This is a genomic window from Pollutibacter soli, from assembly GCA_029269725.1.
Classification (GTDB): Bacteria; Bacteroidota; Bacteroidia; order Chitinophagales; family Chitinophagaceae; genus Pollutibacter; species Pollutibacter soli.
Genome location: JARJHS010000008.1, coordinates 26,793 through 39,367 on the forward strand (window position 1 = coordinate 26,793; position 12,575 = coordinate 39,367).

Below are 12,575 nucleotides of genomic sequence, written 5' to 3' on the forward strand. Positions count from 1 at the left end.
CTATTAAAATCCGGCCGCTTTTAAAAATAGCAGGGTATGGCTCAATCAGATAACAATAAAAGAGTTTTTAGTCTTTTATTTAATTGTGTTTGTATCTTTGTGCAGATATGTTTTCAAAAACATGCGAACACGCCATCCGTGCGATGATTTTTGTCGCTCAGAAATCCCGGATGGGTGAGAAGACAGGTATCAGGGAAATTGCAAAAGCAGTGGATTCTCCTGAGCAGTTCATTGCTAAAATTTTACAGGATCTGAGCAGGAAAGGTTTGGTCAGATCATTAAAAGGTCCAACCGGTGGATTTTTTCATGACGAACATACTTTGAACCGACCGATTGCTGATATCGTAAAGGCTTTAGATGGGGACAAAATTTTTAAAAACTGTGCTCTGGGACTTAAACAATGTTCGGAATCTCACCCATGTCCGTTACATGAAGAGTTTAAAAAACTTAGAAATGGAATCAGCCTATTGCTCGAGAAAACAACACTTAGTAAATGTTCAGAAGTGCAGGCCAAGCATCTGGTCTTTCTGAGAAGATAAAAGTAATAATAGAAAATGCAAACTGAAACATCAAAAGATATTATTTCAATTATTGAAGTGCAATTGCTGGTCAACAGTTTTTACGAAAAGGTAAAACAGGATCCTGTGCTGGCGCCGATATTTTACGCTGTCATCCAGGACCGTTGGCCGCATCATCTTGAAAAAATGTATCGCTTCTGGCAAACAGTTTTGCTGGAAGAACAAACCTATTTCGGTGCTCCATTTCCTCCGCATGCAAACCTTCCCGTAACAAAAGATCATTTTGATCGCTGGCTTTCGCTCTGGTACGAAACGATCGACCAATATTTTACAGGTGCTAAAGCCGATGAAGCCAAATGGCGGAGCAGCCGGATGGCGGAAGTGTTCCTAGCAAAAATTGAATATTACAGAAACAATGCTGCGAAACCTTTAATATAATAATCTGAAAAACAGTTCTCATTTCTCTGCAACGACAAATATCCAATGCAGCATATTTCCGTGCATGCATAAGGATATAGAATTATCGGGGCGTTTTTATCGTTCGTATTTCCGCAACCTTTAAAATATTGCCTGAAAAATTTTGCATGTGAATGATTTATTAAAAACATAATTTCAAAGATTGGACTTGCTGATACTTTGACTGTTTTTAATTAAATAATATGCGTCTCCTCGTTGCTTCTGTACTGATGGTTCTTTTTTCCAATCCTGTATATTCACAAAGCCAGCATCTCAGGCTTTGGTATAAAAAACCTGCTGAAAATGTGTGGGAAAGTGCATTGCCTGTGGGTAATGGCAGGCTTGGTGCAATGGTGTATGGAAATGTTCCTGCTGAAACTATTCAGCTGAATGAACATACAGTCTGGAGTGGGAGCCCCAACCGGAATGATAATTCTCTCGCGCTTCAATCATTACCAGAGATCCGTCAACTCATTTTTGAAGGGCGCCACAAAGAAGCAGAAGAGCTTGCCAATAAAACCATATTGTCTAAAAAATCGCACGGTCAGAAATTTCAACCGGTGGGCGATTTACAGATCCGGTTTCTGGGCCACGAAAACTATACGGGTTACTACCGCGAGCTCGATATCGAAAAAGCTGTTGCCAGGACTGTTTATGTGGTAAACGAAGTGGAGTATCAGCGGGAGGTGTTTGCTTCATTTGCTGATGATGTAATGGTGATCAGGCTTTCTGCTAATAAACCCGGCATGCTTTCATTCACTGCCCATTTTCGCTCACCTCACACGGGCGCCATCAGGAAAACAAATAAAGATGGCAGTATAACAGTTGAGGCAGTAACATCCAGCCATGAAACGGTGGAAGGCAAAGTCAGGTTTAAGGGAATTGCGAAAATAAAAAATAACGGAGGTCGTGTGTCGGTGACCGACACGGCTATGATTGTTGAAAAAGCCAATGAAGTAATCATTCTTGTTTCTGTCGCGACAAATTTTAATAATTATAAAGACCTTGGTGGTGATGAACAGAAAAGATCGGCTGATTATATCGGTCGTGCATTTGCGAAGAGTTTTTCCGCTATGATTAACGCTCATGTAAAAGCTTATCAGCGATATTTCAACAGGGTAAAACTTAATCTTGGGAAAACCAATTCACCGGACCTGCCTACGGATGAACGCCTGAAAAACTTTCGCAGCAGCGAAGACCCGGAATTTACCACGCTGTATTTTCAGTATGGCAGATACCTGCTCATTTCTTCTTCAAGACCAGGATCTCAGCCAGCAAACCTGCAGGGCGTGTGGAACAACAGAATGAATCCACCATGGGATAGCAAATACACCATCAATATCAACGCCGAAATGAATTACTGGCCGGCAGAGAAAACAAATCTTGCTGAATTGCATGAACCGTTTTTAAAAATGGTTCGTGAGCTCTCTGAAACAGGTGAGCAAACAGCAAAAGAAATGTATGGTGCCCGCGGATGGATGGCCCATCACAATACAGATATATGGCGGGCAACGGGAGCCATCGACGGCGCCTTCTGGGGGCTGTGGACCGGTGGCGGCGGATGGACGAGTCAGCATCTCTGGGAGCATTACCTGTACAGTGGCGACCGGAAATATCTTCAATCCATCTATCCCATTCTGAAAGGAGCCGCTTTGTTTTATGTGGATTTTCTTGTAGAGGATCCGAAAAGAAAATGGCTGGTGATCAACCCGGGGATGTCGCCGGAAAATGCACCAAAAGCGCATGGCGGTTCCTCTCTTGATGCAGGCGCCACTATGGATAACCAGATTGTATTTGATGTGTTCAGTACAACGATACGTGCAGCATCGATTCTCGGTACCGACGAGGCATTTTCAGATACTTTAAAACAAATGCGTGACCGTCTTCCGCCTATGCAGGTGGGTCAGCATGGACAGTTACAGGAATGGCTGGATGATATTGATGATCCCAAGGACGACCACCGGCATATTTCGCATCTGTATGGATTATTTCCCTCCAGCCAGATCTCACCGTATCGCACACCCGAACTTTTTTCAGGAGCGAAAAATACACTCATACAAAGGGGTGATGTTTCAACCGGATGGAGTATGGGATGGAAGGTCAACTGGTGGGCGAGGATGCTGGATGGTAATCATGCGTTTAAACTAATCAGGGATCAATTAACGCCGGTGGGTACTAACCCTGGTGGAGGTGGCACATATGCAAATCTTTTCGACGCACATCCGCCATTTCAGATTGATGGAAATTTCGGTTGTACGTCGGGGATAGCTGAAATGTTAGTGCAAAGCAGTGATGGATCAATTTCAGTTTTACCTGCACTTCCTGACGAATGGAAAACGGGTGATGTAACGGGGCTGCGCACACGCGGCGGCTTCGAAATTGAAAGGATTGAATGGAGAGATGGAAGGCTTGTAAACCTGGTTGTAAAATCCAACAATGGAGGACAACTCAGAATCCGTGTTCCTAACACGGTAAAGGCATCCGGGCAATTTTCCATGAAACCTGCAGCAGGTGAGAATCAGAACATGTTCTTTTTTGTCGAGCAGACTAAAACGCCTTTGATCTCACCAAAGACAACGATTACAAAACCACAATTGAAAGAAACATTTTTATACGACATCAACACTGAGCGTGGAAAGACTTACCGCTTCATACCAGATCAACAATAAACTTCTACTATTTTATCATTGACAAACGGCGGATGATAATAAACAGTAAGTTCCGGTCGTGCTCCATAGAATTTCTGTTGTAAAACAGGATAATCTACAAATTTGTCATGCATTTTTTAAGTGTGTTTGTTGTCCATTCGATATATTTAAAATCCGAATACTGCTGCCGGATGAAAAAGAAAATTATTAGCTGGTTGACGACTGGTTTACTCCTCTTCTGTTTTGCTTTAAACTCAAACGCTCAGCCGCCTCGTGGGCCTTTTGTTATCTCACCGCAGATCCTGCCGGATAAAAAGGTGGTGTTTCGCTACCTGGCTCCATCAGCATCCAATGTAAGATTGAATGCGCAATTCGAAAAGGCGCCGGTGCCGATGGTCAAAGACAGCATTGGGATATGGAGTGTAACAGTAGGGCCGGTGATCCCTGATATTTATCCCTATAGTTTTTCTGTTGATGGTGTTACTGTGATGGACCCCGCTAATCCGGATTATTTTCCTAACGAAAGATTTAAAGCAAGTCTTGTTGATGTTCCGGGTTTCACACCACTGTTGCATTCCATCAGAAATGTTCCGCATGGTGTCGTCAGCTATGAGTATTATCCTGCCTCAGATGGCCTGACCGGAACTGTAATGATATATACACCTCCGGGTTATGATCGTGACCAGGCAAAGAAATATCCTGTTTTCTATTTGATCAGCGGAACAACTGATACGGAAGAAACTTTTTTTAAAGTCGGTCGGGTAAATATGATTCTCGACAATCTTATTGCGGAAGGTAAAGTGAAACCGATGATTATCGTAATGCCGTATGGAAACATTGCGGCACGAACTGCGGAGCAGAAAAATCAGCCCAAACCAGCAGATCCTACCGGAAGAGATAATCCGGAAGCGGTGGCAAGATCAAAAGCATTTGAAGATGATCTGACAAAAAAATTAATTCCATGGGTCGATAAAAATTACCGCACTGTGGCAAATCGGGATAGTCGTGCAATTGGTGGATTCTCTCGTGGAGGAGGCCAAACGCTCAGGGCAGCCTTCGGAAATCTTGACCAGTTTGCATGGGTCTGCGCTTACAGTTCTTATTTGTCTGACGAAGAGATGAAAAGAAGTTATAGCCATATAATCGATAATGTGGCAGAAACCAATAGCAAACTGAAACTTTTATGGATCGGTGTGGGTACAGAAGATTTTTTATACAGCGGCACGGCAGGCTTTCTGAATTTTCTTACAGCCAACAGGGTTGTGTACACCAGCAGAATAAGTGGTGGCGGACATACATGGATGAACGTTCGAAATTACGTTGCCGAAACGGCGCAACTGCTGTTTAAATGAATCCAAAATAGGTATCTCAACGATCATCGAAATAACAGATATGAAAACATTTTTCATAACCTCGCTGGCTTGTATCCTTTTACAACTTACTGTAAGCGCTCAACGCCCGCCAGCTTTGAATTCTCCCGAAGTACACCCTGATCATAGCATCACATTCAGGTATTTTTCACGCGATGCGAAACAGGTTTCAGTAAGTGGCGAGTTTTTGAAAAAGCCACAGATGATGACCAAAGACACCGGTGGAATCTGGAGTGTGACTGTCGAACCTGTACAGCCTGACATCTATCCTTATAGTTTCCGGGTGGATAGCGTTCAGGTTGCCGATCCAAATAATACTTATGTGTTTGCGAATGAAAGATTCAAAAGAAGCATAGTTGATATTCCGGACGAAAAGCCCCTTGTTCATTCCTTACAGCCAGTTCCTCATGGCACAGTCAGCTACCGGTATTATTTTTCATCTTCTTTGCAAACGACACGACGTTTACTCGTGTATACCCCACCGGGATATCGCGACAGCAATAAAAAATATCCGGTCCTCTATTTAATACATGGCGGATCGGATACAGAAGAAACCTGGACGAAAGTTGGCAAGGCAAATCTTGTTGCAGATAATCTGATTGCACAGGGCAAAGCGCAACCAATGATTATTGTTATGCCCTATGGCAATGTCAGGCCCGCGCCTATGCCTGATTTTACCAGGGATGTAATGAATGATATTATTCCTTTCGTAGAGCAGAACTATCGGGTATTAAGTGATAGCAAGCATCGTGCGGTTGCCGGTTTTTCGGTAGGTGGTGGGCAGACATTGAATATTGGTCTCACGAACACAAATCGTTTCGGATATGTATGTTCCTATGCACCATATACAGAAACGGAAGAGTTTAAAAAGAATTTCACCAACTATTCTCCTGATGTAAAAAAACTGAATGATCAGCTCGCGCTGTTTACCATCAGTGTGGGCACAGAAGATTTTTTATATGAAAGCGTGAAGAAGAATATTGCCATGTTCGAAGAGAAAAAAATCAAGGTTAAACCATATATCGTTGCGGGCGGACATACCTGGATGAACTGCCGGTTGTTTCTTGCTACTTCTCTGCAGGAAATTTTCAAGTAAAACAAAAGAGAATTGCCAGAATTGATGACGATATAATCAGATTGAAAAATTACCCAGGTATTTATAAAAATTTTGTGATGAAAAAATTATTGATCGTATTAGTTCTTCATTTGTCAATGCGTGTGGAAGCACAGGACATTGAAAAACAGGCCCCGGCGGGTTTTGATTCCCTGGTTGCAAATGTTCCACACGGCAGGATCGATACCATAACTTATCCTTCAAAAACGGTAGGCGTAAATCGCAGGGCGATTGTTTATACACCACCAGGATTTTCAAAAAGTAAAAAATATCCTGTACTTTATCTTTTACATGGTATCGGTGGCGACGAAAAAGAATGGTTCACCAATGCAAAGCCGCAGAATATTTTCGACAATCTTTATGCAAAAGGCAGGATCGAACCCATGATAGTAGTGATGCCGAATGGAAGGGCGATGAAAGATGATCGTGCCGGTGGAAATATTTTTGACAGCGCAAAGGTAAAAGCCTTTTCTACTTTCGAACAGGACCTGATTAACGACCTGATTCCATTCACAGAAAAGAAATACCCTGTGATTAAAGATCGTCAGCATCGCGCAATTGCCGGACTATCGATGGGAGGGGGGCAAACACTCAATTTCGGATTGGGTCATCCGGAAATGTTTGCCTGGGTGGGTGGATTTTCATCTGCACCGAATACAAAAGCTCCGGAACTATTGGTTCCTGATCCTGCGAAAACAAAGCAGAGCAACCAGCTGATCTGGATTTCCTGCGGAATAGATGACGGCCTCATCGGCTTTAGCCAGCGAACACATGAGTATTTGCAAAAACATGACATTCCACACATCTACTATGTCGAGCCGGGCGCACATGATTTTAAAGTATGGAAAAACGATCTGTACATGTTTTCCCAGCTGCTTTTTAAAACTCCCGATCCGTCCTTGTTTCAAAAGTATTCAGTGCTGGGAACACCCGCTACAACCAATGTGCGGAATGCAAAGTATCCGCAGGTATTGCCGGACAGTCGTGTGATTTTTAGGTTGAAAGCACCCGAAGCGCAGAAAGTTCAGATTGACCTTGGGAAAAAATACAACATGGCGAAGGATACAGGTGGCTACTGGCAGGTAATCACTGATTCAATCAGCGAAGGGTTTCATTATTATTCTTTATTGATTGATGGCGTGGCTGTTGCCGATCCGGCGAGTGAATCATTTTATGGCATGGGCAGGATGGCGAGTGGAATAGAAATTCCTTTTGTTGGTGGCGATTACTATGCTGTGCGGGACGTCCCGCACGGAGTCATTGAGCAGAAAAGGTATTTCTCGCCGGTGACCAACAGCTGGCGGAGAATGTTCGTGTATACGCCACCGGGATACAACGAAAACTCTGGCAGCAGGTTTCCTGTGCTCTATATACTGCACGGCGGTGGTGAAGATGAAAGAGGCTGGGGTATGCAGGGAAAAACAGATATGATCATCGACAATCTTATTGCCGAGGGAAAAGCAAAGCCGATGATCGTAGTGATGATGGATGGAAACCTTGGTGCGGGAGGTCTTGCAGGATTCGGGGAAAGAAATTTGATGCTTTTTGAGAATGAATTGAAGCGTGGAGTAATTCCATATGTTGAAAAAAATTTCCGCGCGGCTAACACGGGAGATCAACGGGCACTTGCAGGACTATCAATGGGTGGATTGCAAACTTTGCATGCCGGTGTCAGGAACACCGATATGTTTTCTTACCTCGGTGTATTCAGTTCGGGATGGTTTGCCAATAGGACTGATATTACAAATCCGCAGTATGAGTATATGAAGAACAATGCGACGACCATCAACAAAAACGTGAAAAGTTTTTGGATCTCAATGGGAGGAAAAGAAGATATCGCCTACAACAATTGCAAAGTCATGATGGCTAAGTTTGATGAGCTCGGTATAAAGTATGTGTATACTGAATATCCGGGAGGGCATACATGGCCTGTGTGGAGGAATAATCTGTATAATTTTGCTCAGTTGTTGTTTAAGTAATTCATTTGCTTCGCTAAAAAAATGTCTATGTTTTCTTTATCCTGCCGGTTAATATCGTTGAGTGTTTTACTGATTTTGCAATTGAGCACAATCGGTCAGACAAATGGCGGAAATCAGTTTACCATTTGTAATCCGATGGACCTGAGTTATCGCTATTGCCTCGACACGCCTTCACGTAGAGAAGCAGCAGATCCTACGATGGTGGTGTTTAAAGACGAGTATTATTTGTTCGCTTCAAAATCCGGAGGATATTTTCATTCTACTGATTTAATCAGGTGGGATCTGATCACGACTAATGATCTGCCAATTGAAGATTATGCACCGACAGCGATGGTGATGAAAGACACGCTCTATTTTATGGCGTCTGGTGCTGCTCCGAAAATTTATAAAACAACTGATCCGAAGTCAGGCAATTGGACCGTGGTGAATGAGTCTTTTCCTATCGGGATGATTGATCCGGATCTTTTTGTTGACGACGATGGTCGTTTGTTTTTTTATTATGGATGCTCAAATATTGATCCTTTGCATGCAGTGGAACTCGATCCGGTTTCGTTTAATCCAATAGGTAAGCCGGTAGATCTGCTGAACAGCAATAAAAAATTACACGGCTGGGAAAGAAAGAGTGATTACAATGACCAGGCAGTTGATCCATGGATTGAAGGAGCGTGGATGACAAAATATAACGGTAAGTACTACCTGCAGTATGCTGCCCCCGGAACGGAGTTTAAAAGTTACAGCGACGGTGTATATGTATCAGACAAGCCATTGGGTCCTTACACAATGGCGAAACATAATCCGGTTGCTTACAAACCTGAGGGATTTGTCGCAGGAGCCGGGCATGGCAATACTTTCCGGGATCGTTATGGAAACTACTGGCATATCGCAACGATGACAATATCCAATAAGCATATGTTTGAAAGAAGACTCGGATTGTTTCCTGCTTTCTTCGACAAGGACGGGACCTTTTATATTTATACCGGTTTTGGCGATATGCCGATACGCTTGCCTTCAAAAAAAATAAATGGTCCTGATGAAATTTCTACCGGATGGATGCTGTTGTCATACAATAAGCAGGTGCAGGCTTCGTCTGAGTTGCCGGAACATCCTAAGCAAGATGCAGTTGATGAAGAAATCCGTTCATTCTGGAGTGCCCGAACAGGAGAGAAAGGTGAATGGTTTAGTATAGACCTCGGAAAGTCGGCCGAAGTAAATGCCGTGCAGATCAATTATTACGAGTATAAGTCTGATCTCCTGGGAAGGAAGCCGGGAATTTACTATCAGTATTTACTTGAATATTCTGATGACAACAAAACCTGGAAAACGATGGTTGATAAAACCAGCAACACCGAGGATCGTCCGCACGATTATATTGAACTGGGTAAACCTGTAAAGGCAAGATATATCCGCATAACAAATTACCGTGTGCCGGATGGAACGTTTACATTGTCTGGCATCAGGGTATTTGGAAAGGCAAATGGAAGCAGGCCTGCGCAGGTGAATAAAATTGATGTGTCCAGGAATGCAGCCGATCGCTGCCAGGCGGTGATTAAATGGCCGGCGGTGCCAGGTGCAACAGGTTACAATATCCGTTATGGTACCGATCGAAATAAGTTGTATCACAACTACCAGGTCCTTGGTGTAAATGACCTGAAGCTGAACAGTCTCGACAGCAATGAAAAATATTTTTTTACTGTTGATGCTTTTAATGAATCTGGTGTAACCCGAGGATCAGCGATAAAGGCCGTTGAATAAAAAGATGTAGTGCTGATAAAAGGCTAACCAGATGCAAGGATTTTCACACTTCGACTTTTACATCCATGCAGACACTGACATCAGAATTCTTATGTAATCCAGTATCCACCAGGATTTGCGCAACAAACAGCAGGTCCTGATTAAAAAGAAACGTCTACAGAATTATCGTGTACTAAAATTTTAAAAAGCAGACTTGCTGTGTAGAACAGATAAACACCCTTGCACTCCCGAAATAAATTTGCCGTTACTTTATTCCTGTGCTTGCCTTACCGTCTGGTTTATTGTATGTTTAGCGAGCGTGCATGTTTTTCTGAGAGTCAGATGGAAAAGACGGGAATATCGGAAAGAATCGGTAAAGGAAGCTTTGATATAATTTTAAGAAAACAGCAAAAATATATTACTCTTACAATGTAAAAAGCCTGTATCGGAGACGTATCATCAGTCCTTAAATCTTCACCTGTTCGCTTCTGAGATCCAATGAAACTGGTTCTCTGTAAGTTGAAAATGTCTGTTGTTTTTTTCGAGATAGAAAAACAATGTATCCTTTCTTACCGGTCCCCAGAGCTGAAGCCGGTTACTATCAACGATTTTATAATTAAACGAAAACAGGGGAACACTGTCCGTAGGAAATTTTTTAAAATCAATCACGTGTTTAATTGTATCCGGCTGATACGCAAAATATCCGCGACGATATCGTTGTCTGAATAAACTGTCGGTAGTATTGACGCTGCCCATTCCATTGACGTCAAAAATAAAGTCTTTCCAATCGGTATCTTTATTCGCTGCGACAGCAAGTGTATCTCCGTTTCTGGCAAAAACCTTTATATCATAAATGCCCGTGTTGATCGGTCGTGGAGCAACGGGTTCCAAACCATTCAGGTATCGGTCCCGGCTCTGAATAAATGGCATAATGATAAAAACGATGATGAATGCCAGTTTCAGAATTCCTCTTCCGATACGATGCCAGGTCTTCGTCAATTCGATATCGTATAAGGCAGTTGCGCGCACAGATCTGTTGAGAAAAAAGAAATGGAAGAGTCGCCGCCAGTCCTGTAATACAAGGAACAATGAATAGATCATCACCTGCATGGAATACAGTTTCACAGGGATATCATAGCTGAGGTTGAGCATAAAGACATTGGTGAAAGTGGCGAGGGCCAAAAGAGCGCCGGGTGTAACTGTTTTCCTGTTCAGTAATAAAAGCCCGGTAAATGTTTCAATGGCACCGGAAAAAATCTGGTACGGTGCTGAATAACCGAAAAACATCCACGAAAAACGCATCGGGAGATAATCGCCCAGTGGGGTGGCCAGCTGACTCAGGTTAGGAGGATACATCTGCAGAGCAAAAAGTTTGATGATGCCGTAGCTCAAAGCGACGATGGAAACATAGTACCTGACCATCGTTCTTAAAAAATAGCCGAGTGTGTTGTAATTGCGTTCTCGTTTTCTATCGATGATTGTCCAGATGATGGCACCTGTAAATGCCAGGATAAGGTAAGTGTAAAATTGTGCCCATGCGTATGAATAATCGCCGCTGCCGCCACCATCGATGTTCAGATTATTCTTTACATGAAGGATGTTTTTGTTGAACAAATTGACTATCCAATGATCGATGGTGTCGACCCATGAGAATAAGTCCGATATCCATGGGAACCAGGCCCATGGACTGATGGTGACGAGGAAGAAGATGAAGAAAAAGCGAAATAGGAAATTACGCATGGATGGAAGGTTGAGGGGCTAAGATATTGAAAAAGGCAGCAGGCAGCAGTATGCCGGTAGCAGATATAAAGCGGTGTTCGTTTTGTTTTCGCCGTTTTCAGTTTTCAGTTTTTTTGTAGGCCGCGGATAGCAGACGTAAAGCAATGTTCGTGTATTTTCTTCCGGTGTTTAGTTTCCTGTTTCCTGCTCCGCTGCTTACAGTTTTTATTCGATCCAGCTATAAATACTTACTGTATAGTTAAGCGTTTAATTGCCAGTATAGTCGGTTATAAGCAATTGTAATCAATTGTCGGATTGTGTATATTTAGCGTTGCCTGCAATGCAGTTCCCAATTCAGCAAACTTCTCGAGAATTCAGTTTTGACTATATTGCAGAAAAGCTTTTGCCAAACGTATTTATAATTGCAGGTTGTAATGGGGCAGGGAAGACGACAGCATCATTCACTGTTCTACCTGAGTTATTGAATGTGAAAGAATTTGTCAATGCTGATGAAATCGCACGTGGTCTTTCACCTTTTCAACCAGAAACGGTTTCAATTGAAGCTGGAAAGATTATGTTACGACGAATTGATGAATTGATATCATCTGGGCAAGATTTTGCTTTCGAGACAACTTTATCGACCCGTAGTTTTGTGAATCTTTGTCACGAAGCTCAAAGTGTTGGGTATTCAGTTAATTTGATATTCTTTTGGTTAGATAGCATAGATCTTGCAATTGAGCGAGTTAGACAAAGAGTATCTGAGGGCGGACATAATATTCCTTCCGATACGATCAAGAGGAGATATAGTTCAGGATTAAGAAATTCGTTAATTTGTTCCAGAATGAAGTTGATTATTGGTTGCTGATAGACAATTCGCGAACAGAACTTGAAGTGATAGCCGAAGGAAAGAAGCAAACAAAATTGACAATTCATAACGAAGAAAAGTGGAATGGCATCAATGACTACGTTAGAAATAAAGAATAAGGTTATCGAAGGGAGCAAACTTGCGGTACTTCGATTAATTGAAAAGCGGAGACGCG

Annotated in this window: 9 protein-coding genes; 8 read left to right on the plus strand and 1 reads right to left on the minus strand. The window is 42.7% G+C overall.

Annotated elements, in window-relative coordinates:
* Nucleotides 1–107: 107 nt before the first annotated feature.
* The 7 genes from P2W82_RS18225 (at nt 108) to P2W82_RS18255 (ending at nt 9,837) form a co-directional block, all read left to right on the plus strand.
* A complete protein-coding gene (locus P2W82_RS18225; RefSeq protein ID WP_336517360.1) occupies nt 108–539 on the plus strand; it encodes an RrF2 family transcriptional regulator in 432 nt (143 codons plus the stop codon).
* Between the two features lie 15 nt (nt 540–554).
* Nucleotides 555–956 carry a group III truncated hemoglobin gene (locus P2W82_RS18230; RefSeq protein ID WP_336517361.1) on the plus strand — a complete coding sequence of 134 codons (402 nt, stop codon included), beginning with the start codon at nt 555–557 and terminating at the stop codon, nt 954–956.
* A 221-nt stretch (nt 957–1,177) separates the two neighbouring features.
* Entirely contained in the window at nt 1,178–3,643 is a 2,466-nt protein-coding gene (locus P2W82_RS18235; RefSeq protein WP_336517362.1) for a glycoside hydrolase family 95 protein, read from the plus strand.
* A 170-nt stretch (nt 3,644–3,813) separates the two neighbouring features.
* A complete protein-coding gene (locus tag P2W82_RS18240) occupies nt 3,814–4,974 on the plus strand; it encodes an alpha/beta hydrolase-fold protein (protein WP_336517363.1) in 1,161 nt (386 codons plus the stop codon).
* Between the two features lie 40 nt (nt 4,975–5,014).
* On the plus strand, nt 5,015–6,088 hold the full coding sequence (locus tag P2W82_RS18245) for an alpha/beta hydrolase-fold protein (protein WP_336517364.1): 1,074 nt from the start codon (nt 5,015–5,017) through the stop codon (nt 6,086–6,088).
* Nucleotides 6,089–6,165: 77 nt separating this feature from the next.
* Nucleotides 6,166–8,085 (plus strand): alpha/beta hydrolase-fold protein, encoded by a 1,920-nt coding sequence (locus P2W82_RS18250; protein WP_336517365.1) that lies wholly within the window; start codon nt 6,166–6,168, stop codon nt 8,083–8,085.
* Nucleotides 8,086–8,112: 27 nt separating this feature from the next.
* Complete coding sequence (locus tag P2W82_RS18255) at nt 8,113–9,837, plus strand: family 43 glycosylhydrolase (protein ID WP_336517366.1); 1,725 nt, start codon at nt 8,113–8,115, stop codon at nt 9,835–9,837.
* 453 nt (nt 9,838–10,290) lie between these two features.
* Here the strand turns inward: P2W82_RS18255 and P2W82_RS18260 are convergent, their stop codons facing one another.
* Complete coding sequence (locus tag P2W82_RS18260) at nt 10,291–11,556, minus strand: hypothetical protein (RefSeq protein WP_336517367.1); 1,266 nt, start codon at nt 11,554–11,556, stop codon at nt 10,291–10,293.
* A gap of 319 nt (nt 11,557–11,875) precedes the next feature.
* Here P2W82_RS18260 and P2W82_RS18265 point away from each other — a divergent pair, with 319 nt between their 5' ends.
* Nucleotides 11,876–12,400: an ATPase gene (locus P2W82_RS18265; protein ID WP_336517368.1), complete on the plus strand. Its 525-nt coding sequence runs from the start codon at nt 11,876–11,878 to the stop codon at nt 12,398–12,400.
* Nucleotides 12,401–12,575 lie beyond the last annotated feature (175 nt).

Excerpts from the sequence above, each read along its gene's own strand:
- P2W82_RS18240 (WP_336517363.1), top strand. The coding sequence starts at position 3,814 with ATGAAAAAGAAAATTATTAGCTGGTTGACGACTGGTTTACTCCTCTTC.
- P2W82_RS18245 (WP_336517364.1), top strand. The coding sequence starts at position 5,015 with ATGAAAACATTTTTCATAACCTCGCTGGCTTGTATCCTTTTACAACTT.
- P2W82_RS18225 (WP_336517360.1), top strand. The coding sequence starts at position 108 with ATGTTTTCAAAAACATGCGAACACGCCATCCGTGCGATGATTTTTGTC.
- P2W82_RS18250 (WP_336517365.1), top strand. The coding sequence starts at position 6,166 with ATGAAAAAATTATTGATCGTATTAGTTCTTCATTTGTCAATGCGTGTG.
- P2W82_RS18230 (WP_336517361.1), top strand. The coding sequence starts at position 555 with ATGCAAACTGAAACATCAAAAGATATTATTTCAATTATTGAAGTGCAA.
- P2W82_RS18255 (WP_336517366.1), top strand. The coding sequence starts at position 8,113 with ATGTTTTCTTTATCCTGCCGGTTAATATCGTTGAGTGTTTTACTGATT.
- P2W82_RS18260 (WP_336517367.1), bottom strand. The coding sequence starts at position 11,556 with ATGCGTAATTTCCTATTTCGCTTTTTCTTCATCTTCTTCCTCGTCACC.
- P2W82_RS18265 (WP_336517368.1), top strand. The coding sequence starts at position 11,876 with ATGCAGTTCCCAATTCAGCAAACTTCTCGAGAATTCAGTTTTGACTAT.
- P2W82_RS18235 (WP_336517362.1), top strand. The coding sequence starts at position 1,178 with ATGCGTCTCCTCGTTGCTTCTGTACTGATGGTTCTTTTTTCCAATCCT.